Origin of the sequence: Croceimicrobium sp., assembly GCF_965228705.1 — a bacterium.
GTDB lineage: Bacteria > Bacteroidota > Bacteroidia > Flavobacteriales > Schleiferiaceae > Croceimicrobium.
In genome coordinates, this window is sequence record NZ_OZ245832.1 from 1103347 (window position 1) to 1128447 (window position 25101).

General features: G+C 42.5%; 19 protein-coding genes and 1 tRNA gene. 9 read left to right on the forward strand and 11 right to left on the reverse strand.

The features are described 5' to 3' along the window. The first annotated feature begins 106 nt into the window (after positions 1-106). On the forward strand, positions 107-2527 hold the full coding sequence (locus ACO05P_RS04940; protein WP_421753790.1) for an alpha-ketoacid dehydrogenase subunit alpha/beta: 2421 nt from the start codon (positions 107-109) through the stop codon (positions 2525-2527). Then, a complete protein-coding gene (locus tag ACO05P_RS04945) occupies positions 2528-3739 on the forward strand; it encodes an RsmB/NOP family class I SAM-dependent RNA methyltransferase (protein ID WP_421753791.1) in 1212 nt (403 codons plus the stop codon). Here ACO05P_RS04945 and ACO05P_RS04950 read toward each other — a convergent pair. Next, the gene (locus ACO05P_RS04950; protein ID WP_421753792.1) at positions 3736-5214 is read right to left on the reverse strand and encodes a T9SS type A sorting domain-containing protein; all 1479 of its coding nucleotides are present in this window, start codon (positions 5212-5214) and stop codon (positions 3736-3738) included. The two genes, ACO05P_RS04945 and ACO05P_RS04950, sit on opposite strands and share 4 nt — an antisense overlap. Positions 5215-5250: 36 nt before the next feature. Here ACO05P_RS04950 and murQ point away from each other — a divergent pair, with 36 nt between their 5' ends. From murQ to ACO05P_RS04965, 3 genes are all read left to right on the forward strand, one after another. After that, positions 5251-6066 carry an N-acetylmuramic acid 6-phosphate etherase gene (murQ, locus tag ACO05P_RS04955; protein ID WP_421753793.1) on the forward strand — a complete coding sequence of 272 codons (816 nt, stop codon included), beginning with the start codon at positions 5251-5253 and terminating at the stop codon, positions 6064-6066. 581 nt (positions 6067-6647) lie between these two features. Continuing rightward, positions 6648-7430 (forward strand): type IV toxin-antitoxin system AbiEi family antitoxin, encoded by a 783-nt coding sequence (locus tag ACO05P_RS04960; RefSeq protein WP_421753795.1) that lies wholly within the window; start codon positions 6648-6650, stop codon positions 7428-7430. Next, positions 7411-8319 carry a nucleotidyl transferase AbiEii/AbiGii toxin family protein gene (locus ACO05P_RS04965; RefSeq protein ID WP_421753796.1) on the forward strand — a complete coding sequence of 303 codons (909 nt, stop codon included), beginning with the start codon at positions 7411-7413 and terminating at the stop codon, positions 8317-8319. The genes ACO05P_RS04960 and ACO05P_RS04965 overlap by 20 nt, the downstream gene beginning before the upstream one ends. Positions 8320-8383: 64 nt before the next feature. On the opposite strand, the gene ACO05P_RS04970 is transcribed toward ACO05P_RS04965, so the two are convergent. The 7 genes from ACO05P_RS04970 to ACO05P_RS05000 form a co-directional block, all read right to left on the reverse strand. After that, on the reverse strand, positions 8384-10189 hold the full coding sequence (locus ACO05P_RS04970; protein ID WP_421753797.1) for a M28 family peptidase: 1806 nt from the start codon (positions 10187-10189) through the stop codon (positions 8384-8386). 63 nt (positions 10190-10252) lie between these two features. Next, positions 10253-11506, reverse strand: a complete 1254-nt coding sequence (locus tag ACO05P_RS04975) for a hemolysin family protein (RefSeq protein ID WP_421753798.1) — start codon at positions 11504-11506, stop codon at positions 10253-10255. Positions 11507-11509: 3 nt separating this feature from the next. Continuing rightward, the gene (locus ACO05P_RS04980) at positions 11510-11725 is read right to left on the reverse strand and encodes a hypothetical protein (RefSeq protein WP_421753800.1); all 216 of its coding nucleotides are present in this window, start codon (positions 11723-11725) and stop codon (positions 11510-11512) included. After that, a complete protein-coding gene (lptC, locus tag ACO05P_RS04985) occupies positions 11715-12281 on the reverse strand; it encodes an LPS export ABC transporter periplasmic protein LptC (protein ID WP_421753802.1) in 567 nt (188 codons plus the stop codon). Before lptC ends, ACO05P_RS04980 begins: the two co-directional genes overlap by 11 nt. Further along, positions 12281-13699, reverse strand: a complete 1419-nt coding sequence (locus ACO05P_RS04990) for a tetratricopeptide repeat protein (protein WP_421753803.1) — start codon at positions 13697-13699, stop codon at positions 12281-12283. The genes lptC and ACO05P_RS04990 overlap by 1 nt, the downstream gene beginning before the upstream one ends. A 14-nt stretch (positions 13700-13713) precedes the next feature. After that, a complete protein-coding gene (locus ACO05P_RS04995) occupies positions 13714-15003 on the reverse strand; it encodes a hypothetical protein (RefSeq protein ID WP_421753805.1) in 1290 nt (429 codons plus the stop codon). Between the two features lie 16 nt (positions 15004-15019). Next, positions 15020-15781 (reverse strand): type III pantothenate kinase, encoded by a 762-nt coding sequence (locus ACO05P_RS05000; protein WP_421753806.1) that lies wholly within the window; start codon positions 15779-15781, stop codon positions 15020-15022. Between the two features lie 81 nt (positions 15782-15862). Here ACO05P_RS05000 and ACO05P_RS05005 point away from each other — a divergent pair. Continuing rightward, a tRNA-Phe gene (locus tag ACO05P_RS05005) sits at positions 15863-15938 on the forward strand. A 112-nt stretch (positions 15939-16050) separates the two neighbouring features. Continuing rightward, complete coding sequence (locus tag ACO05P_RS05010; protein WP_421753808.1) at positions 16051-16488, forward strand: hypothetical protein; 438 nt, start codon at positions 16051-16053, stop codon at positions 16486-16488. On the opposite strand, the gene ACO05P_RS05015 is transcribed toward ACO05P_RS05010, so the two are convergent. Beyond that, a complete protein-coding gene (locus ACO05P_RS05015) occupies positions 16485-17411 on the reverse strand; it encodes a sensor histidine kinase (protein ID WP_421753809.1) in 927 nt (308 codons plus the stop codon). The genes ACO05P_RS05010 and ACO05P_RS05015 overlap by 4 nt on opposite strands. A 244-nt stretch (positions 17412-17655) precedes the next feature. On the opposite strand from ACO05P_RS05015, the gene ACO05P_RS05020 reads away from it, so the two are divergent. Next, the gene (locus ACO05P_RS05020) at positions 17656-19080 is read left to right on the forward strand and encodes a sensor histidine kinase (protein WP_421753810.1); all 1425 of its coding nucleotides are present in this window, start codon (positions 17656-17658) and stop codon (positions 19078-19080) included. Here ACO05P_RS05020 and ACO05P_RS05025 read toward each other — a convergent pair. Beyond that, entirely contained in the window at positions 19077-20807 is a 1731-nt protein-coding gene (locus ACO05P_RS05025) for a tetratricopeptide repeat-containing sensor histidine kinase (protein ID WP_421753811.1), read from the reverse strand. The genes ACO05P_RS05020 and ACO05P_RS05025 overlap by 4 nt on opposite strands. Before the next feature lie 153 nt (positions 20808-20960). Next, complete coding sequence (locus tag ACO05P_RS05030; RefSeq protein WP_421753812.1) at positions 20961-24038, reverse strand: PAS domain-containing protein; 3078 nt, start codon at positions 24036-24038, stop codon at positions 20961-20963. 178 nt (positions 24039-24216) lie between these two features. Between ACO05P_RS05030 and ACO05P_RS05035 the strand changes: the two genes are divergently transcribed. After that, entirely contained in the window at positions 24217-25068 is an 852-nt protein-coding gene (locus tag ACO05P_RS05035) for an alpha/beta fold hydrolase (protein ID WP_421753813.1), read from the forward strand. Positions 25069-25101: the final 33 nt, after the last annotated feature.

Consider the following 25101-nt stretch of genomic DNA (forward strand, 5'->3'; position numbering starts at 1 on the left):
CAATGAACCATTTGTTGAAAGGATCTGGCATTGAAGCAAATTGTCCATTCCACAAAAAAGCCCCCTTTTTCCTTACCTTTGCAGCCTCTTAAAAAGCAAGATGAGCATGAGTGAAACCAGCGTGCAAAGCGAGCAAAAACAAAGCTCTCCCGAAGAAACTTTCAAAGCCCAAACATTAGCCGACTATCGTTTGGCGGTAGAAAGCCGCGAGGCCAGTTTAATTGGTCGTCGGGAAGTACTTACCGGAAAAGCCAAATTTGGAATTTTTGGCGACGGTAAAGAATTACCCCAAATCGCCTGGGCCAAGGTTTTTAAAGACGGAGATTTCCGATCGGGATATTACCGTGATCAAACCTTTATGATGGCCATTGGAGCCTTGAGTACTCAGGAGTTTTTCGCCAGCTTGTATGCGGATACCAATCATGATCATGAGCCCGCATCTGCCGGAAGGCAAATGAATGGTCACTTTGCTACCCAGAGTTTAGATGCCGCTGGTAACTGGAAAAGTATTGCTGCTCAAAAGAACAGTTCGGCGGATATTTCCCCTACGGCCGGTCAGATGCCGCGTTTAGTAGGTTTGGCCGAAGCCAGCAAGCATTACCGCCAGAATAAAGGCTTAAAAGACTTTAAACAGTTTTCGCATAATGGTGATGAAATTGCCTGGGGAACCATTGGCAATGCCTCCACTTCTGAAGGTCCTTTCTTCGAAGCCATTAATGCAGCTGGAGTACTTCAAATCCCTATGGTAATATCCATTTGGGATGATGATTACGGTATTTCCGTGCACTCCAAATATCAGACTACCAAAGAGAATATCTCTGAGATCCTCAAAGGTTTCCAACGCGATGGTGAGGAATCAGGTTACGAGATCTTAAGGGTTAAAGCGCATGACTACCCCAGCTTAATCGAAACTTACGAGAAAGCGGAAAAGATTGCCCGTAAAAAGCATATCCCGGTAATGATTCACGTTACTGAGGTTACGCAACCCCAAGGTCACTCTACCTCAGGATCACACGAGCGTTATAAGAACGAGCAACGCTTAGCCTGGGAGCGGGATTTCGATTGTATTAAAAAGATGCGTGAGTTTATCGTAGCCGCTGGTTTGGCCGATGAAGAGCAATTAGACGCATTGGAAAAAGAAGCGAAAAAAGCCGCTCGCGAGGCCAAGGCCGCTGCCTGGAAAGAGTATATCGCCCCTATTAAAGAAGAAATTGCCACTGTACGCTCCCTCCTGGCCGAAGCGATTGCCGCGGCACCTGAAGCCGAAGCCATTAAGGCCATGGATCAGGAATTAGCGGCTAGTGCTGAGCCTCTGCGCAGAGATGGTATTGCCGCTTTACGCAAGAGCTTACGGTACTTACGTGAGGATCAAAGTGGATTAAAAGAGCGCATCAAAGCTTGGTTGGAAGAACAAAACCAAGCCAATCACGATCGCTATAGCAGCCACCTTTACAGTGAGTCGGCCCTTTCCCCTATGAAAGTGGAAGGCGTTGCTCCTCAATATTCTGACGAAAGTCCCAATGTTGATGCCCGGATTATCCTTCGCGATAATTTCGATCGCATTTTAGGCGAACGTCCGGAGGTAATGATCTTTGGAGAAGACAGCGGTAAAATTGGGGATGTAAACCAAGGTTTGGAAGGCTTGCAAGACAAGCACGGTATAAACCGCGTTTACGATACCGGTATTCGTGAAGCTACCATTTTAGGTCAGGGTATTGGTATGGCTATGCGTGGCCTCCGCCCTATTGCCGAAATTCAATATCTGGATTATTTACTCTATGCCTTGCAGGTTATGAGTGATGATTTAGCCACTGTACATTACCGTTCCAAGGGCCGTCAAAAAGCTCCGGTGATTGTGCGTACTCGTGGTCACCGTCTGGAAGGTATATGGCACTCTGGCTCTCCCATGGGTGCTATTATTAATGCCGTACGTGGTGTACATGTATTGGTACCCCGCAATATGACTCAAGCCGCAGGTTTCTACAACACCATGTTAGACAGTGATGATCCTGCGCTGATTGTAGAATGTTTGAATGGCTACCGATTAAAAGAGCAAATGCCGGATAACCTGGCTGAGATTCGCACTCCACTGGGAATTCCGGAAACCATTCGCGAAGGAAAAGATCTCACTATTGTTTCCTATGGTTCTACCCTGCGCATTGTAATGGAAGCAGCAGCGCAATTAGCTGAATTCGGAATCGAAGTAGAAGTTATTGATCCACAATCGCTCTTACCTTTCGATATCCATCATAGCATCCGCGAAAGCGTGGCCAAAACCAACCGACTTTTGGTAGTGGATGAGGACGTACCCGGTGGTGCTTCTGCCTTTATCTTACAACAGATTGTAGATGTGCAGGAAGCTTACCGCGTGTTGGATTCTAAGCCTCAGTGTTTAAGCGCCAAAGCGCACCGCCCTGCCTATGGAAGTGACGGTGACTATTTTAGCAAGCCTAGTGCCGAAGATGTATTCGACAAGGTTTACAGTATGATGCACGAATTTAATCCCGCCCAGTATCCGGCCATTTAATTGAGTCAAAGTCCACGCTTACATAAGAATCTGGTAGCGGCCGTAATTGAAGCCCTCGAAACGGCTTTTGGCAAAGGTTACTACGCCGATAAAGTAATTGAACGTATCCTTAAGCGCAATCCTAAATGGGGTGCGCGCGATCGTGGTTTTATTGCCGAAAGTACCTATGAAATGGTACGCTGGTGGCGTTTACTATGGGAGCTTTATGGCAAAGAGCCCAGTTTAAAGCGTAAGGATTTATATCGGCTTTTTGGAATTTGGTGGCAATGGCAAGGTCATGACTTACCCGATTGGCCTGCCTTTGATACCGTACGAGGTCTCAATATTGCTGCGCGTTTTAAAGAGCTTGAAGCAGATCTTAATATCCGCGAAAGCTGGCCTGATTGGCTCGCGGAAGTAGCAGCCGAGGAATTAGGAGATGCCTGGCCGGCTATTGCTAAAGCCTCTAATATTCCAGCTGAAGTTTTCCTTCGTACTAATAGCCTGAAAATTGACCGCAATAGCCTCCTTAAACAATTGGAGGAAGAAAATTGTCCGGCCCGCCCTTTGGAAGCCAATGAAGTGGGTATCATTTTGGAAAAGCGGAAGAACACCTTTCGTTTGCCCAGTTTCCAGTCCGGTTATTTTGAAGTACAGGATGGTGGCAGTCAAATGATTGCCCCCTATTTAGAGGTGGAGCCTGGCATGCGGGTGATTGATGCTTGTGCCGGCGCTGGAGGTAAAGCTTTACATCTGGCCGCCTTGATGGAAAACAAAGGGCAGATTATTGCCATGGACGTAGAAGCCTGGAAGCTGAAGGAATTGCAAAAACGTGCTCGCAGGAATGGCGTTCATAATATTGAAACGCGTCCCATTGAAAATGCGAAGAGCATAAAGCGTTTGCAGGATTCTGCCGACCGCCTTCTTTTAGATGTTCCCTGCTCTGGAACCGGGGTGGTAAAACGCAATCCAGATACCAAATGGAAATTGAAGCCCGAACATTTAGATCGGGTTCGAAAGATCCAAGCTGATATTCTGGAGGACTATTCCAAAATGCTGAAAAGCGGCGGTAAAATGGTTTACGCTACTTGCAGCATTTTGCGTTCTGAAAATGAAACTCAGGTGGAACGTTTTTTAGAAAAGCATCCTGAATTCAGCCTTATCCGCCAAGAGCGGGTTAATCCATCTGAATGGAGCGATGGCTTTTATATGGCTTTACTGGAGAAAGCCTAATTGGATTTTAAAAAGGATTGTTGTCCGATATAATTGCCGTCTTCCTTCCATAACTGCAAAAAATACACTGCAGCTTGCCATGGCCCTAGACTCAGACCTTCATAAACGGTAAAATCTCCTTCTTGCATGGCCCGCCCTGAAGCATCAATTATACGATACTTCAATTTTGCTTCTGGCTTAGGGTAGAATATTTTCAATTGATTGTTTTGCAAATCATAATGAAGATTAAAGACTTCGCCAGGCTGCAGTACGGAGGTTCTTCCTTGTGGGTCTAGGTATATTAAAATTAAACTATCCATGTAAAAGTTTCCGTCATAACCTTTCGTACGCCGATTAGCCCCAAGGTAAAAACCTCCTTCTGAAGTACTTAGTACTGCTCGAAACAAAGCATTCGGTAATTTGGCACGGGCAATTTTTTGGAAGTGGGTAATATTTGATTCTTCGAAACGAAAGAATAGCCAATAATCGTCACGAGAGATCATGATATCTCTAATGCCTGTGGCTCTATTCCTTAAACCCAAGCTTGCTAAACTGCCGGTGTACTTGGATTCCCTAGAATTCCCTAATTCCCCATAATGATCAAAGTCGGCATATTCGAGAATTTCGGAATAATCGTAATAAAGCGTATCCGTTGGACTGAAGAATGCCGAAACTACCTTATTAGAATCGGGATTGAAATACTTCCAGGTGATGCCATCTCTGTAAAACCTTTTTCGATATTCTTCGGGCCCAACTGCTGAAAACTGCTTGAATTTGTCAAGGCTAAGCCTGGGGTCCTGAAAGATGGTATCGGGCTCTGAGCCACCTTTTTTTAGCCGTATATACCAATCTTCAAAGAGAACAATCCAATTATTTGATCTCGAATCGAAATGTAAATCAGCATGCTCCAAATAGAAGGGTACCCGCAATGAATCGAGAATCTCCGCCTGCTGCTTTTGCGGATTTAAATAACAGAGATAATACTGAGTATTGGTATCGTTTTCAGTTCGATTATAGCTGAAGTCCGGAAGATTGAAATTTGGCTTGGCATATAGAATAAAAATGGAATCATTGCGGAGGCTCGTAAAACTTACTGCGCGATGATTGGGATAAAATTCCTTTTCTATGCCAGAGTTCAGATCCCAAAATCTCCAATACGGCCTGGAACTGTAGCCTCCTCCTGCTCCATCCCAAATACATATTTTATTAACCTGATACTGTTGGATAGCTGGACCTGAAGGGCCGCCAGATGCTGTTTTTAAAAAGCCATAACTATGATTGGCCGGATAATATTGGTATACCTTTCGGTTGTACCCCATATTATCATGACTCATCCAAAGTTGCAGCTCCCCCTCATTACGTCCGTATTGTAAGTCGTAAAAATGCCAATCTCCTTGCCACCATACATCTGGGATTATTAGATCGCGAATAAAACCTTGTCCCCAAATTGTGCTAGAAAAGAGCAAGAAGCCCAAAATGCATTGTACCTTGCGCATGAAAAAGCAGATCAGGGCTTTAAATTAGGAAAAAACGTGAGCTTAAGGACCACAGAATCCGATAGTCGGTACGAAAACATCGATAAAATGTCGACCGGCGAAATTCTTGAAAGTATAAATACTGAAGACCGCAGTGTACCCATTGCTATATCCCGGGTTATTCCCAGTATTGAAAAAGCGGTAGATCATATCAGTGCTCAAATGCTGAAGGGTGGTCGTCTGTTTTACTTAGGCGCCGGCACCAGTGGCCGCTTAGGTATTGTTGACGCTTCTGAACTCCCTCCTACTTTTGGAGCTGATCCTAATTGGGTTATCGGTTTAATAGCCGGTGGCGATAGGGCCATTCGCAAAGCGGTTGAATTTGCTGAAGATGATAAACTGGGCGCCTGGAAAGATCTACAAGCCTTTGAGCCCAGTTCTAATGATATTGTTTTGGGCATTGCCGCCAGTGGCACCACTCCTTATGTGGTGGGCGCTTTAAAGCAGGCTCGGGCCGAAGGGATTAGCACGGTATGCGTGGTTTGCAATGAAAACTCTCCGCTGGCCGATCAAGCTGACTTCCCAATTGAAGTGGTGGTTGGCCCGGAATTTATTACTGGCTCAACCCGCATGAAAGCTGGTACTGCTCAAAAGCTGGTCCTCAACATGATTTCTACCGCAGTGATGGTAAAATTAGGTCGGGTGCGCGGCAACAAAATGGTGGATATGCAACTGAGCAATAACAAACTGGTAGACCGCGGTACCCGCATGGTAATGGCCGATACCGGATTAATGGCCCCTCAGGCGGAAGCCTTACTCAAAGAGCATGGCAGTGTAAGAGCTGCGGTGGATGCGCATCAGAGAGGCCTTTGAGTATTAGCCGGATTAGCTTACCCTATCTATTTCGGTACCGGCTCCGCTATAAATAAGGCAAAGGCAGATATATCTTGTTTCACACTGGCTTGTTCCAAAGTTTCTGTATAACTATCCCTTTCACCTACCGGAAGAATCGTCTAGGGACAGCCTCCTGATGCCAGTATTGTATTCATAAGAAAGGGAGCCATTCTGCCGATCTCTCGGTTCGAAAACCAGTTTTTAAATCGGATTATTTCAAGTATTTTTTAATGTACCAAAACCAGTTTTAAGCACTGGACCACTTGTAAGTGCAGATGTTATTCGCTTTAAATCTGGTTAATAAAGACTGTACTTGGCATCAACCTTCTTACAAAGAATGCTCTACTTATCGAATGTAAAACTCAAAGGAATTGGCCATCAGGCCTATTGGCAGAACATTTCTAAGCTATCAATTTTTATAAGTCCCTTGGGCGCATACTTCTCATTTTTTAAGTAATACAGTTTATTTTGACTCTTAAAACCGTATCTTAAGTACGAATTTTCAACTAAAAATAAACCAAAAGTGAAATTTGGTTTATAATAATCATTAAATTCGTACCGTGAGTACGACTAATCCAAGTAAAATAAACCAACTGCTTCAACTCCAACCCAAGGGAACAGTTTTGCTGGCATCCTGGCTTTTAGATAAAGGCTATAGCTTTGATCTACAGCGTAAATACAGGCATAGCCAATGGTTAGAGGCTATAGGTTCCGGGGCTATGATACGCACCGGAGATAAAGTAAACCTGGAAGGAGCCATCTATACCCTACAAACTCAACTGGGGTTGAGTATTCACATAGGAGCTAAAACAGCCTTGGCCATGCAGGGCAAATCGCACTATCTGGAGCTGGCTCATTCAAAAGCAATCCTGTTTGGGAACAATGATGAGAAACTACCGGCCTGGTTTAGCAAGAACCATTGGGGGCTAAAAGTAAATTATATTTCCAGCAAATTTTTAAACAGCACGGCAGGATTCATTCCTTTTGAAGCAAAAGAATTTACCATTAATATATCTGGTCCGGCAAGGGCCCTGCTGGAGTGTCTATACCTTAGCCCTGATAAACAGGATTTAGTGGAATGCTATGACCTAATGGAGTCTATGAACAACCTACGCCCAAATTTGGTGCAGGAGCTTTTAGAGAACTGTACTTCTATAAAGGTGAAACGCCTGTTCCTTTATATGGCTGAAAAAGCGCGGCATAGGTGGTTTGAATTTCTGGATGTAGAAAAAATAAATTTGGGAAAAGGAAAACGCAGCGTCGTACCTGAGGGTGTTTATATAGCCAAATATCAAATAACCGTACCTAAAACGCTTGAAATGCATGACCAAAGCAATTTATGAGTTACAAGTAGAACTCTTGCTTAAAGTACTCCCGGAGATAGCCAAAGAATCTTGCTTTGCCTTACACGGTGGTACGGCTATCAACCTTTTTGTAAGGGAAATGCCTCGTCTTTCTGTAGATATCGACCTTACGTACATTCCAATTGAAGATAGAAAAACATCTCTACAAAATATATTTGAAGCGCTAGCCCGCTTAAAGGCTAATATCGAAAGAGCGCTACCTGCATCCTTTGTTCAGCATCAGCGGGAAATCTCCAAACTTCAGATTTCAAACCATCGCGCTCAGATAAAAATAGAAGTGAATCAAACCAACCGGGGTATTTATGCACCTCCCCAAAAACTCATTTTGTGTGAAATAGCTCAAGAAAAGTTTGATGCATTTTGTGATATTCCGGTGGTTTCAATGGGTCAACTTTATGGTGGAAAATTGTGCGCAGCTCTTGACAGGCAACATCCAAGAGACTTGTTTGATGTAAAGCATTTGTTGGAGAATGAGGGATTCACTGATGATATAAAAAAAGGTTTCCTTCTGGCTCTCTTAAGTAGTAATCGACCTATCCGCGAATTGTTAAATCCAAATCTCAGCGATCAACAACAAGCTTTTGAAAATCAATTTGACGGAATGGCCATGATTCCTTTCACTTACAAAGATTATGAAACTACAAGGGAGGTGCTTATCCGCACAGTAAATCAATGCCTAAATGAAGCTGATAAACAATTTCTACTTAGTGTAAAAAAACTAAGACCTGATTGGCAGATCTATGATTTTGAACAATTTCCTTCGGTTCAATGGAAACTGCAAAACCTTAAAAAGCTTCGGCAAGGAAATCTTGATAAGTACCAGAAACAGTGCGATAATCTTGAAGAGTACTTATTCTCAGAATCATAAAAAGCTCAGGTATAGGTTATACTCAATATGAGCTGCAGTGGATGCACATCAGAAAAGCCTTTAATTAGGGTCGTTCAACCAGTAGGCGCTGACTAATGGATCTTCGGCCCTCTTGCTCCAAGAAATAGTAGAACATGCCATTTCTGGCAGAATGCTGATAGCGAATACTATTGGCCCCGTACTCTAATACAATGGGCTCTTGATGTACCATACGGCCTTGATAATCATATACCTTTAATTGAGCCTGACCTTCCCATTTACTGTCCTTTACCCAGAACCATAATTGGCTTTCGCCTTTCGAAGGATTAGGACGTGGAGGTAGTACTTCCAAGCCATTACTTTCCGGATTTTGGGACCATTCCTGCAAAGAAACCTGCATACAGTTAAACTGATAAGGCATAGGATCCGTTTGACCAGCCGCGGTGGAAACCGGCGCTACTTCACGTTCATCCTGACTAAATGGACTCATGATTCCATTACTATCCAAAGCCGCTAATCCGATTAGATATAGTTGATTCGCCTGTAAAGACGGTATCACAAAATTTCGTCCCTGGAAACGATATATGGAATCATATACTGCACCCGCCGAATTCTTAACTCCTACCCGATATTCAAAAGCCAAATCTGAATCCAAGACCTCGATACGTAGTCCGGTGCTTTCATTGTGTAGGATAAAGTTGGGCGTTTCCGGTGCCGCGGCAATCATGGCGGCTGAAGCTCCATTAATAATTGCATTTCTCTGCAAATAATGAAAGTCAACATAAAAGCTATCAATGGTTCCATTGCTATCGAGATCTACCCCAATCTCATCCAAACCTGTATGTTGATGATCTTCATAATTAGGAGTCCCAAGTGGATTTCCATTGCCATGCTCATGGGCGGAGCTAAAGCGAAGGTTCAAAAATCCATTCTCTCTAAAGGCTATATGATCTCCTCCTCTACCGCTGCGGTCTTCAAGGTTCACTAATTCTATTTCAGGCTTAATTTGGAAGTTTGGTCGAAGCTTTTCATCAAAATTCATCTTTACGCTGCGCGCGTAACCCTGATAGGGATTGCGGTCTGATAAAGGGTTTGCGTACATGCGAATGCGAATCGAATCAATATCCCCAGCCGGAGAGCATCCCGGAGGTGAAGCGGTTTGTCCGCAGATTGTACCCCCTACAATATCATTATTCAGCACTGCTTTTACCGCGATATTCTGACTCACACAGTAATCTGAAAAGGCTCTAGCTCCCAATAAACCTTGCTCCTCTCCATTAGTCAACATAAAAACCAAAGTATGATCGAAAGTGTAGCGACTAAGCACCCGAGCCAACTCCATTACTAATACCGTTCCCGAACCATTATCATCCGCACCTGGCGCAAAACAATTGCTATCACAGCGGGCTTCGCAACGCGAATCCATATGCGCCATAATCAGAATTATGGAAGGATCTGTAGTGTCTGCCCCCGGTAGTACTCCCAATACATTTCGGGTACCATAAAGATTGCCACAAGTATTATTCAAAACATCAAAACTGAAATAGGCCGGTCGTAATCTATTTTCGTTTAATCCACTGTATTTCTGAAACTCGCTGTATATCCAACGGCGGGTAGCTCCAATTCCAAAATTGGCACTGGTAGTGTCCGACCAGGCATGGCGGGTAGCAAAGCTGCTTAGGATTTGTAAGTTGAGAAATAAACTATCCGGAGACACTCGATTTAATAGCTCACAGGCTATTTGATCACTAGCCACAATAGCATTACTGGCCGAATACTGCGCGGGATTGTATTGCCCTTTTAGAATATCCAACACTTCAGGGCTGGAAAGGCTTTGAGCCGAAAGCGACCCGAACATTAAAAGTGTATAGCTGAATAGTAATTTCCTCATTTCCCTTAGTTTAGAGAAATATAAGGGAAATCCAGCAAAAAGGTTCAAGTTTGGAATGGTGCTTTAATCGTCCTCCGTTTGACGTAATCGCACCACCTCAATTTTACTATGACTTACCTCTTCCATTTTTAAATGGAAGCCGTCAATTCGCAATTCTTCGCCTTTCTCTGGTATAGATTCAAGGTGATTGATAATTAAACCTCCCAAGCTATTGTAAGCTTCATCTTCAGGGAGTTTAAGATTGTACTTATCATTAAGATAATCGATCTCCTGGCGAGCCGAAAAAAGGTATTCACCTTCTTTCACCTTTTGCTCTAACAATTCTTCTACATCGTGTTCATCGTCAATTTCGCCAAAGATTTCCTCCACCACATCTTCAATGGTTACCAAACCAGAGGTCCCCCCAAACTCGTCCAATACCACCGCTATACTGCGACGTTCCCGCATTAATAAGTTCAAGGTTTCATGGGCTGGCATACTCTCGGGCAAGAAACTTACCGGACGTAGAATTGAACGAATATCCTCAGGCTTTTTAAAGAGCTCAAAGGAGTGTACATAGCCAATAATATTATCCACATTCCCTTGATAGATCAGAATCTTGGACAGATTGCTATCGATAAAAACTTCACTAAGCTTGCCGATAGGCTCTTCTACATCCATGGCAACAATCTCGGTGCGCGGTACCATAAATTCGCGGGCCTTGCGCTCGCTAAAATCTAATGCATTACGGAAAATCTGAATCTCATGATCCACATCTTCTTGCTCATCACTGGCCTCAGTACGTTCACTGATATAGTTCTCGAGGTCAACCTTATTAAAGGCCTTTTGCCCTTCTTCCTCCTCCGTTCCCAGGATGTATTTCATCACAAAATTGCTGATCCCCATCATTAACCAAACAATAGGTGCAAAAACAACATAGAAGAAACCACTGGGCAGCGCAAAGAACTCCAATAAGGAGGTGGCATTTGTACTAAAAATGGCTTTAGGTAAGAATTCCGCAAAAATGAGAATAAAGATGGTGCTCAATATAGTTTGCACCAAGAGTAAGAGATAGGCATTCTCCAAGGGTAAATAAGGGTCCAGTACCAGGGGCATGAACAAGCCATAGATAACCAGGGCTATATTATTCCCCACCAGCATGGCGGCAATAAAACGAGAAGGGTTTTTTACCAGATAGCCAATAATACGGTAAATGAAAGTGCCCTTTTGTTGCTCCAACTCAATGTGGAAGCGATTGGAAGAAATAAAAGCAATCTCTACTCCCGAAAAAAAGGCAGAAGCGAGAATGGAGCTAATAATGATTAGTGCTACTTCCAATATTTAGTCTTGTTTGGCTTGTTTTTCCTCCTGTATTCGCTCGTAACGTTGACGTGTATAACGACGGAAGAAGAACATAAAGATAGATACTACGAGACCTCCACCAAAAATATAGCGTGAATTACCATCCATATTCCAGGTCATATACAATTGGTAGGCGCATAAAAAGCCCATCCCTACCCAAACAAACTCAACAAATTTTAAAAGTCTAAGAAGCATCGTCTTCTATATTTAGTTGGCCGGTTACCCGATCCAATTCGTAGCTACTAAAGTTTTGATCCGCCTGAAAACCCTCCCCCATGATTATCTGATCTTTGGTGGTGATCTTCACAAATTCATCGCTGTAGATCTTTTCGGTGCGGGCATCCCAAAAGAGCTTTTCGGTGTTCAGCTGCTCGCCCTTTTCATTTACTACCACTACATCTCCGCGCGCTTCCCAAAGATCTTTATCAATAAGTTGCAAAGCATATTCGGCCCGAAGACGACTGGTTTCCTGACCCAGGGCATCTAAAAATCGCACATTTATTCCTTCGCGAAACTCACGCTGTGGAATATCCAATTGAGGATAACTTTCGGCTAAAGGCGCCATTAATTCCATGCGGTAAAAACTACTGTCGGAATAGCGAAGCACAAAATCACGCTGAACTTCCATGGGAATGCGTTCATCGCGAGCCAGGGCTTGTACCTCCTTCACCTCATTTTCGCAAGCAGTCCATAAAAAAAGCATCGCCACCAAGGTAGCGATGCTCTTAAGATTATGAAGTTTGGATCGCATTACCAGTTAGCGGTAATGGTTTCATTGATCCAACAACCAATTGTATATTTCTCTCCTTCCACATGTCCAATTTGGAAACTGGCCGATTTATTTGGAAGTTGTTGTTTGTAAGCATTGATCAAGCGATTAGCTTTATTAGTAACCGAAGCATCAATGGACTTAGCATAGTTCAATTTGTCGATAGCAGCCCAATAAACCGCTTTCTTTTCAAATACATTGCTACCGCATGATCCGTCTGCTGCCGCATAAATAGTAGCCAACATTACATATGGGTCGCCATTCTTCTTATCCAAATTCGCCGCATTGATACAAGCTGATTTCGCTTGCGCCAAGCTACCTCGCTTGATGTAGATTGACGCTAATTTCAAGTAATCGGAAGAACGCTTGATAGGGTCTAACTCAAAGTTAATGGCTTCCTTAATGTACTGAGTTGCTTTGGTATAATCTCCATTGCGATAGGACATAATAAACATCGCACGAGCCGAGGGTGCAGAAGGCTGTAATTTGTACAACTCTTCAGAAATACCAAAGAAGATAGGATTGTCAGTACAATCTTCGTACTCTCCTTCTTCATTCTTGCGCTCTTTCTGCAACATTTTAGCTGCACGCTTTAACCAAAGGGTATCCGTTTTATTAGCCGCAAAGGTCTCCTCATTATAGATCAAGTTCAATTTTTCGCAAGTAGCGATAGGTCCGAGGATTTTCTCAATATTAGACTCCACTACCGTATAGCGCTCCAATTCACGCTCTGCTTTCTCTAGCTCTTTCAACTCCTTGGTATCCAAAGCAACATTATCAGAATCGCGTTTACGAATCAGTCCTTCAATTACCACGTTCAAGGCGTTATTGTTTACCTCGATACCTTCATTTACAAGGTTATAAGCGCGGAAAACATCTTCCACTTCGAAAAGCTTCTCATTAAATAAACGAGCAGCGGTGATAAAGAAATAGTTGTAGAACGCAGCGGGTTGTTCGGGACCGCCAATTTCTAAAGCATATTTAAAGAGATCGTAAGATTCTTTATTGTTATCCTCATGGTATTTGAAGTAATCTAGGGCCTTGCGTGTTGCAACGTCTGCTTCACTACCAGGATAAATCTCATTACGACGATCGTAAACTTCGATCAAGAGCTTCTTAAACTTACTTTCGGCAGCGGTATCCTTATTTTCAATTGCCTCATCAATCTTGGCCTTCGCAATGTAAGGACCGTAGATAAAGTTATTCTTACTGGAGCCGGGGCAGATATCGTAAACGATTTGCCAGGAATCGTAGGCTTCAAGGAACTGTCTTTTTTTAGCCAGTTCGTAATAGATGTAAAGGTTTTCTCTACAACGGAGGCTGTCTTCTCCGTAATCCTGGGCCTTGAGCAATCCACCCAATCCGATTAGGAATGCCAGGGTGTACAGGGTTGCTTTCATTTGGGTTGTTTTTATTATCGGTATTTATAATCTATGAACCACTTATCATTAAACGTGACAGATAGGTAGAAGCTTATATACTGTTCGCGAATCAAATTGTTTGCGAGTGTTCCGCGTTGGCCTGCAACCACCCCTAAATTGATGGTGCTTACTTTTTGCTCTCCGGGTGCCACGTTTCTTTGGCGGATCGGTAATCCTAGCCCAAAAGTAATGCCATAATTATAAAGATCTTGCCCTGAGACGTTTAAGGGGGTTTTTTCATAGAATCCGCCTATGCGATATTCAGTGTTATTGAAAAAACCTGTTCCACGTTCCAGTGACTTGAAGGTCATTTGAGGAGTCATAAAGGCACCCAATTCCATGCGGTAGCCATTAACAAGTGGGCTTCCGCCGATAGAGGATTTAAACTCTGAACCATTGTAAGTTTCGAAATCGGCGTTCACAGCCCAGGAAACCTGACGGTTCTCTTCATTCATCTTACCATAGCTTAAGCCAAATCCTAATTCGGAAGGTAAAGTATAGCTTCCTTCTTTAGAACTTCCTCCAATTAGAGTATCTCTTGCGATGGTACCATCTATGGTATAGTCGAAATTGAGGTCGGTAGAATTTATACTTGTCGCATTCTGGAAGCGCAAGGCCGCTGATAAGAACCGATCCTTGGGCATTAAGTATTGGTACTGAGCGCCATAATTAAAGAATAGACCACTAATCTGACTTTCGCGATCACTACGAGTATCGAGAAAAGTATAATCATCGAAGTTTACAATATTGTTTTCGCGCAGCGATCCGAATACATAATGCATATTCAGGCCCAAACTTAAACCCTTGGCTACTTCAAAGCTATTTCCCCAAATCACCGAATTAAGGCCTCCTTCTCCATTAAACTGATCTGTGATACCAACACTGGAATCGGAAGGAAGTACCCGACTGCTATTAATTTGATAGCCTTTAAAGCTGTAGGGTTGAATGGAAACGGCTGATCCCCACCAATCCATAATAGGTACCCCTACCGATAGATTTCGCATCCCGGAGCGGGAATTATCGATATTAACCGCTGGCGATTCCTGCATTTGGTTAATACGGGTCGCCTCGAAGCCCACATCGAAGGTGGTTAACTTAAGGTTGGTGTAAGAGGCGGGACTTCCGAAATTAATGTTCAGGAAATCGGGACTAGCCAGAGAAGCGCCTCCCATACCCATATATCGGGCATTTAAGCCATGGTACAAATCCCCGAAACCAAAGCGGGAATAAGGCGAAACCGAATTGGTTTGCGCATAGCCTAAGCTGGCAATAAATACCAGCATGGTGAGGTATAAAGCTCTATTTCTGACGGAGGTTGTACTCAAGGATGTAATCAAGGCCGTTCAGCAAAAAATTTGAAGGTGCAAATATGTCATTTTTCAACCACGGGAGCAACAAGGAATGGTCTCCTCCCGTAATTACTGTTCGAATAGCGCCAAATTCTTCCTCATATTGTGTGATGCTCGCAGAAATTTCTGCCGCATAACCTCGCACCACACCACTGAGGATCGAATTCTCGGTACTGTCTCCTACTAAATTAGGATATTGAATACCCGACCAATCTACTTTGGGCAAATTGGCGGTAAAATGTTTGAGGGATTTAAAACGCATCTTTAAACCCGGACTAATTGCCCCGCCCTGATAGTTTCCATCGCCATCTATAAAGTCGGCAGTAAGACAAGTACCCAAATCTAAAACCAGGCAGGCTTCGTTTGGGAAAAGTCGGTAAGCTGCTGCGGCCAATGCTCGGCGATCATTACCCAAGGTTTTAGGACTACTATAGAGCATTTTATAAGGTAAGGGACTTTCAGGATTTAAAGCAAGGCAATAATCGAAATGCTGGCGTGCCACCTCTAAATTCCAGGATCCGGTATTAGAAAAGATGCAAGGCGCCTCTTTCGGAAACTTTTTTAAAAAAAATTCAAATTCTTTTTGCTCCTCAAAGTAGTGGAGATCCTCACAAGTTTGTTTCTGGTATTGAGCCACTTTGATGCGAGTATTTCCAGCATCAATCACTATATGCAGGGCTCTGGCGGCCAAATTATTTTTCAATGCGCTCAAAAAATGTTTTGCACGAATGTAAAAAGTTTTACATTTGCGCCCCGCTAAGGGAAAGAGAAATCTTCAAATTCCCGAAAGCATGGTGCCATAGCTCAGTTGGTAGAGCAAAGGACTGAAAATCCTTGTGTCCCCGGTTCGATTCCTGGTGGCACCACCACAAAGAAAAAGCCTCAACGATTGTTGAGGCTTTTTTTGTTTGAACCGTTTATGGCTGAATAAAGTCTTCGAAGTAGAAAGCTTACTATTGCATTTACAGCAAGCTTTTGCCAATGCTTAAAAATCAAAAACAGCACCCCTACCTCCTCCTCTGGATCTTCGCAATCCTCTTCCCTCTCATTAGTTTAAGCAATTTAGAAGGCGATGGATGGACCATCAATTTGCATGACACTTATTATGTGATCAGCCAAAAGGAGATTATTATCCTTCATTCTGTTTACTTAGTACTGTTGGGTGGGCTATACTGGCTTATGCGGAAAAGGAAACTTAGCAATGCCCTCAACATTTTTCATGGGCTGGCCTGTTTCCTTATTCCCATGTATTTAATTCTAATGAATCGCAATGAATGGGATCCTTCCACACATGCGTTATTTTATAAACTTTACTTAATCGCAATTGCACTCCTCATCTGGCTTTTAGCCCAGATTGGCTTTGTAATCAATTTGCTATTAGGATTCAGGAAAAATGCGGTCCTCGAGGAAAATACCTAAGCCATTTCGGCCAATTGTGGCAATACAATAATAAAGCGAGAGCCTTTGCCCGGTTCGCTTTCGATGCGCAATTCTCCATGATTGTCGCGGAGGTAATTTAATGAAGAGCTAATACCAAAGCCAGTACCCGATTCATCATGGGTGCCTTTAGTGGTAAACCATTTTTCCGGATTAAGCACCGTTTCAATGGTTTCATCATTCATTCCTACCCCGGTATCTGCCACTACCGTATGAAGCTTTCCGTCTTTCACCTCGGTATATACCTGTATTTCGCCACCTTCCGGCGTAAATTTCAAGGCATTGTGATAAACATTGCGAAATACAAAGGCAAAGCTGTCTTTATCCGCAAATACGGCTTCATTCAGATTTTGGGTATCCAGATTGATATGCTTGGCCCGTCTTTGATCTTCAAATAAATCCACTATTGCTTCGACAGAGTCTTTCACTTGAAAATAGTCGGCCTGCATAGGTTTCAACTCGCTTTGCTTCAAAGACCAGGATAATATATCATTGAGGAAATCCAATACACGCTCTGTCTTATGCGAAAGGTCCTTAAACATTTCCCGTGCTTCTTCTTCACTTAACCTTTGCTCAATAAGCAGGTCCATAATTGATTTTAGAGAGGCAATGGGACTACGCAGATCATGCGAAAGCAAAGAGAAAAGCTTTTTATTGGTCGCGTTTAATTCGGCCAGTTCACGATTCTTTTCTTTTACCTTCCGTACACTTCTTCGAATTACGATGGCTATAGGAGGCGCTACCAATGCAGGTATAATCGTGGACATATACAATCCCATCATCGGTTCTTGCAGATCTACAAAGAGTAGAATCAAACCGTAAACCGAAACGGATAAAACCACAGAAACCAAACCCATCCACCAGGGGTTGGTTAAATAATCCTCCCATTTAAAATTACGCTGCATAGCTTTAAAGAGTCCTTATTCCCTAGTGGACTAATATAATGCATATTACTGCTATGACTCCAGACCCGAATTCGTTAAATTTTTTAAGTCTCTGGATTTTTAGTTTAAACCACTTCCTATCGCAAGGATTCCTTTCGTAACTTAGGAAACGGGTGAAGAAAAAACTGCTAGTCATATTGGCAGATTTACTTACATTCGCCCAGCTTACACACTCATTTACAGAGTGTAATGATTACACCGAAGCATGTCTCAGGGTAAGAACAGGGAGATTGAAGAATTGCAGGCTCGTATTTTACAGCGGGCATTAGACGTATTTTTTGTCTTAGCGATATTAGCTACTGCGGTTTTAGCGGTACGCACCTATTTATTTAATGAATGGACCACCCTCATAGTGGTAATAACAGTGGCCATAAGCTTTTTCTTTATGCGCCGCTATCGCGATAAAATTCGTAGCTCCTACATTTCCACTACCCTGGTAGCCACTATCTTTATTGTTCTGGCAGCGGGTCTCCTTAAATTAGGGCTTTTAGCTGCCGCTATCTACTATATTACCCTGGTGCCCATCTTTACTTACCTTACTACCTCCTATCGCAAGGCTATTTATACCTTGGGCCTTTGCCTATTGATGTACGGTGCTTTTGCCTTTCTGTATGTGCAAGGATATCTTAGTGCCGATTTCGACTTGAATACTTATATAAGCAATCCTGTATCCTGGTTGTTAAATATGTCTATCGTTGCTTTAACCAGCCTGGCCATTCTCGATATCGTTAATTACTTCCGCAATGGATTACTTCAGTCCTATTCCGAATTGGAAAAACATCGCGATCACCTCGAGGAATCCATAGTCGAAAAAACGGCCAATTTGCATCATCTTAACGAAGAGCTTCAAAAATCAAATAAAGACCTACAGGCCAATCTACTGGAACTTAAAGAAGCTCAAAATCAATTGTTAGCGAAGGAAAAACTAGCCTCCTTAGGAATGCTTACCGCGGGTATTGCTCACGAAATCAAAAATCCATTAAACTATATAAGCAGCTCTCATAAATTACTGGAATCGCGTTTAAAGGAAGATGGGCAGATCGATACTGAAGTAGAGCAATTACTCAGCTTTATTGAAACCGGCAGCAAGCGCATGAATGGTATCATCAAAGGTCTTAATCACTTTAGTCGGGAGAAGGAGAACTTTGATGAAGCCTGCAATATTCCTGAGATTATAGAGAGCTGCCTAAACATGCTGAGCCACCTTACTACGGGCAGAATTGAGCTTAGTCATGATTACCAAAAAGAATTGCCTATTATTTATGGTAATGTGGGTAAACTGCATCAGGTATTTACCAATTTAATAACCAATGCCGCACAGGCTATTGAAGGCACCGGCCGCATTCATATTGAAATACGTGCTTCCGCGGATTCGATTTGTACTCGCATTAGCGATAGTGGTTCCGGAATTTCTGCCGAGAATCTCAAAAAAATACAAGATCCCTTTTTCACCACAAAGGCACCGGGTATTGGCACTGGCTTGGGCTTAAGTATTACCCGCAGAATTATTGAAGAACATCAAGGTAAAATAGCTTTCCAATCAGAGCCAGGTAAGGGAACTACAGTGGAAGTCTTTTTACCCTCTAGTATAGCGCATACTAAGACTCCTGTGCTCAATAAAGACGCTTAGTTTTGCTCAGTAGTGCGGGGTAAACAAATTCGAACCCGCGTTCCCTCTCCTAATTCACTATCAATCTGGAGCTTTCCTCCTACTTTCTCCAGGAACTCCATGCTTAGACCAATTCCTAAGCCGGTCCCCCTTTCATTTCCGGTTCCATTACCGCTACGCGTTATGCTATTAGCCCTTAATCGATTCAGCGTATCCTCATTCATGCCGCGACCCTGATCGCGAATCTCGAGGCAGTCCATATCCTCCGAATGGGAACAACTTATGGTGATAGTAGAATTTTCCTCCGAAAACTTAATAGCATTACTCAAAACATTTCTGAGCGCAAAGGATACGAAATTGGGATCCGACATTACCACATCCCCTTCTCCCAATTCGCTAAGGCTAACATGGATGTTTTTGGCTTTTAATTGGGCCTGAGCTTCAGAAATAGCGGTATGCACCAGACTTCGGATTTGAATTTCTTCTCGGAAAGCCTGCAGAGACTCACTTTGGGTGCGTACCCAGTTCAACAGGTTTTCTAACAATAAGTCAACGTTTGCAACGGTGGCTTCCAAGCCTCCCATCATGTGGCGCAAGTCTTTTTCCTCTACCAATCCTTCATTATAAACATGAATCAAGCCTTTGAGGGAGGCCATGGGATTGCGAATATCATGAGCCACAATACTGATGAGCTTATTCTTAAACTCCAGGCTTTCCTGCAGTTCACGATTATAATCTTCTTGCTTGGTATTGAGCTTTTTATAATGCAATCGCTGGCGATTAGCAAAATGAATCAGCAGAATGGCCACCAATACGGCTAAAAGTAAAATCAGTAATTGTAAGTGGCTTTGATCTTGCTCGGATTGAAGTACTGAATTTTCCAGCCTTTCCTTTTCCAGTTGATTCACCACTTTATATTTATCCGCATTATCATCAATAATCTGCTGCATGCGACGCATGCGGATCCCGTAAACCGAATCGAGAAAATAGAAAGCGGAATCATAACGCTCCAATTTCTCATAAGACTGCGCTACCAAATGAATGACATCGCCATAAGTAATACTGACCTCATAGTGAGGACCATAGCTTAGATAATGTCGACCATAATGAACGGCGTCTTCAAATCTTTTTAAACGGGCCGATAATAAGGTTAAATTATAAGCCGCAGAAGATAGTTCGTCAGTATCATTTTCACTTAAAGCCAATTCATAGGCTTCCAATAAAACACTGCGGGCTTTTTCAAATTCAAAGAGGTCGCGATAAAGAGCACCCTCCAACATGAGATTGGAACTTAATCGCCATTTGTAACCTTTAATGGAGTCAATACGTTGAGATTCATGCACCGCATCTAGAGCCTCTTGATGCATTTTAGATTCGTGCAAAATAGCTGCTTTGCGATTGTAAAAGCTCGATCGCACCGTAGACATGGGTAAGGACAAACAAAGCGCTTCTACCGACTCCAAAACGCGAAGGGCTTCATCGCGACCACCAATCATGCGAAGAATTTCGGCTCGGTTTATATGCTGTCTTACATACTCATAATCATCCCCTTTATCGCGGTAATAGCGAATCAAGCTACTATTAAATTCTAAACTAGAATCGATATTACCACGATCTAAGGTAGCATACATCCAGTCCTTTAAGGAGTCGGTATAAGGATTCGATTCCGGCTGAGTATTTTGCGCTTGAAGACTGATTGACGACAAGCAAATCATCAGACTAAATAAGCCTATCCAACTTCTATTCACCCCCAAAAAATTCACATTCAGGTTTATTCGTAACAGTTTTCGAAATTACGGTTATTCTTTAACTTCATATTTGCAAGATGTCCCGATATGGTCTTTTTTTAGTTAAGCTTAGTTAATTGTCCAACAAAGCATTAATAGAGTTCAGGAAAGATTTTAATCATTTCCCAATTGTTCGGACTGCAAAGTTTTCTGCGTAATCTCATGTACTACCAAATCCATCTCATCTAATGTATCATTTACCAAACGAAGAAATTCTGTTTTCTCGACCTCGGTGGATCCTTCCAAAAGCAACATAAGTCCTTTAATTCGAGCTAAAGGAGCACGAAATAAATGCGATTGCATCCAGGCGATTTCTTTTAACTGTTTATTCTTTTCTTGAATGTCCAACATCTGTCTACGGCTATTGCTTACATCTAAGGTGGATCCTATGCAGCGAATAGCTTTACCCTTTGCATCTCTAATTATAAAACATCGATCGGCTACATAGGCATACTGACCGTCTTTTCTTTGAATACGATATTCACGATACCAATCTTTACTCCCATCATTTAGTTTAATATCCAAAGACTCAATTACACCTACGCGATCTTCTGGGTGAATCAGTTTATACCATTCATTACTGTAGCCCCCATGATCGTTTTCGGTATACTGAATATTGGATTGTAAATAGTGGCCGCGATGAACAATTTGTCGTTCCAAATCCCAATCCCAGATCATTTCATTACTAGCCTTTAATGCATAATGAAAGCGTTTCTCACTTTCAGCCAATGCTTCAATATGCGATTCCAGTCGACTGCGATTTTGACAAGTAGCTTCAAAGAATATTTTACCTCTCGGACTTAAATTAGGTCGCATAACCAGATGATGGGTTAACCAAAGTACCTCTTTATCGTAGTATACCTTATGCTTAAACTCTAAATCAGTTTCCGAGCTATATGTTTCTAATTGGGCATAGCTCAATACTCTTAAAGATTTTAACTCTCTTAAGAGTTCTTCCGGCCAAATATCCTCTACATCTTTCGTACTCAAATATTCATTTTCCCTGGGAATACGATAAAGACGATACATCTCTTCTGACCAACGTATCTGATCTAATTCAGGGTAAAATGACCAATAACCTAAATCAGATATCTCCATGGCTTTCTTTAGGCGCATAATGGCGCTTTCTCTTTGCAATTCCGATTTCTTTTCCCGGGTAATATCCTTACCTACCGAAAAAATCAATTGATCTTCACTGCGAACTTTAGAAGACCAATACAACCACCGTACTGAACCATCCTTGGCAATAAAACGCAATTGAACACTCTCCTGGTCATTGCCCTTTAACAGATTCGTCATTCGATCTTGCAAAGTTTCACGATCGCGAGAGTCTACCTTATCCATTAAACTAGTGCCGATTAACTCCTCAGGCGTGTAGCCGGTGATAGGATATACCGCACGATTAATCCGTTTGATCTTTCCTTCAAAATCAGATATGGCCAAAATATCCGGTGACACGGAAAAGAACTGCATGATTTCGTCATCCTTAATCCGATCTTTTAGAGTTTGAGCAAAGCGCTGCCCCAATAAGGCGAACAAATCTTTAAAGGGTGTCAAATCCTCTTTGGAAAGTTTGGAGAATAAGACCTGAACACCTAATAGGTTATTTTCCAGAACAATGGGAATTGCAAGACCCGCTCTAATATTGGCTTTGGCCGCAGACTTTCGGCGTACAAAGGCCGGATAATTAGGAAGGTCATCCCATAAAATGGGTTTTCTTTCTTTCCATGCATTGCCTGGTAAGCCTTCCCCTTTTAAGAAAAACAAGTAAGGCTGGTGCTTAATTTGCAACTCTTCTTCTATCAGCTTATCGCCTGCAAAGGCCACTAAATTGAGATGATCCTTATAGGAACTGCGCACCCAAAATTCGCAAGAATCTATTTTACATTCATCAATAACACGCTGACAATAAATTTCCAGTTCCTCGCGAATAAAACCTTCTTCACTATGATTGTTGGCCAGGTTTAAGAGCAGCCTTTCACCGATACCCTCCAATTTGATTTCGGTAACATCACGTATGATCCCAAATTGCCTTACTAGCTGACCTTCATCGTCCCTTTCAACTCTAGCTTCCTCCTGAAACCATCGGTATCGTCCCTGCCGGGTGCGAAAACGGTAATTGATTAACACATAATTTTCGCCCTCCTCTTCAAAGAGTTCCAATTGTTGATTTATCGCCTGATCGCGATCTTTAGGGTGAATTTGAGAATGCCACCAATCATTAAAATTCCCTTCTATATCCTCAGGCTTATAACCCGATAAATTTTCAAGAGGACTTCCCTGACGAGTCCACTCTTCGGTAATGATATTCCATTCATAAATCAAATCACCAGTACTGGTGCTAACCACGCGATACAATTCCTTTGACAGCTCCAGCTCTCGCTTTACTTCATACTCCTTCGTAACATCGAGGGTATTGGAAATAAATCCTTCCACCTGTGGGTCCTTCCGTAAATCGGAAATATGGGTTAAAAAATAGCGCCAAGCTTGTGAGTCATTCAAGCGAAAGCGATAAACCGGTAATTCGAAATCGCTATTTTGATCTAGGTTTTCTTGAAAAACCCGAATTACTTTTTTTAGATCTTCAGGATGTATCCCTATGGTAACATGTTTGGAAATCGGCTCCTCACCACGAATGGCCAAAATCTTCTGAACATTTGGACTTACATAGCGATAACGATAATCAGAATCAATTAAAGCAACAATGGTACGGCCATGACTGAGCATTTTATTGACAATCCAAAGCGGAATATTTCCAGAACCATGGTTTAAACCGGAGGAATAGAAAATATGTGAAGCGAGGAGCTTTAAGGATTCAATCAGGTTTAACTGATCTATGCTAATGCTATTCTCTAAAAGAAAGAAAACCGCCTTAACCTTGTGATTTACCCCGCAGCCAGGAATAAAGAGTAGTTGACGATCCGAATCAAAATCCAATAACAGGGCCTCTCGTAACTGTAAAAAACGCTTGGACCTCAAATCCAGCGCATGTAAAGTTTCAATATCCGAATCAGACCAGTGATTTAATACTTGAAGATTTTGACTTTGATCTATCAGTCCACAAAAAATGGAAGGATAGAGCGTTTTTAGAAAAAGATAGAGTGTATTGAGTTTATCTTTAGAATCCGTTGATCGCTCAATATGCTCAATTAAGGTACTGACAGACAGATCATTTTCACTGAACTTTATCACTATGGGAAGGCATTTTCGCAGGTTGACAACCTGAAATTACCGGTTAAAAAATGCAAATCAAAACCCCCTCTACAAATACAGGAAAAACCCTGTACCGAAAAATCAATATTCTTTAGTAGAATAAAAGCCTTGCAGGCTCCAATAGGCTTTTGCAATTTTGCAAGCCAATGTTCAGGTTTTGAATCCCGAAGCAACTCCCAGTTTTAAAATCCCCAAATACCTTCGTCGTACGGCCAGGCTTCTGAACCGTATCAATGTATCTTGGGCTACCTCCTTTGCCTTAAAACTCTTCTTTAAACCCTTGCCATTCCCTATTCCGAAGCGTGAAGAAGATATGCGAAGTCGAGCTACTAAGCATGAATTACTTACTAAAAATGCACGCGATTTTTTGGTTTTTGAACTTCGGGGCGAGGGACCAAAAATTTTAATGATGCATGGCTGGAGTGGCCGTGGAAGCCAGTTTTTTGAGCTCGCGAACTTCCTACATGATAAAGGATATCACGTATTTAGTATAGAAGCCCCGGAACATGGGGAACTCCAGGGAGGCACCACTCATATGATCGACTTTGTGGATGCGGTGGAAGAATCTTGTCGGCGTTTTGGCGATTTCGAATTCGCAATCGGTCATAGTTTGGGAGGCATGGTTTTATTCAATGCCCTGGCACGTAGTTTTTGGTTTGAAAAATTAGTCACCATTGGCTCTCCGGCAAGTATTGAAAATGTGGTAGGTGATTTTTGCAGCAAATTGGAGATGGATCAAAGGGTGGCCAAAGGAATCATCCACTACATCGAAAGCCAATACCATATTAAGGCCCAGGAAGCCTCATCAGACCATCTTTGTCAAGTCTATCGCCCAGAAGGCTTAATAATTCATGATCAGCATGATCAAGATGTACCGGTTGCAGATGCCCGGCATATGCATCAAAAATGGAGGGGATCGCGTTATTTGGAAACCCAAGGCTTAGGACATCGCCGTGTTTTAAGGGATCCAGAGGTTCATCATGCGATTTATGATTTCTTTAAGAACTAATGAACCTCTCTCCTCGTACTTAGTTAAAACAAG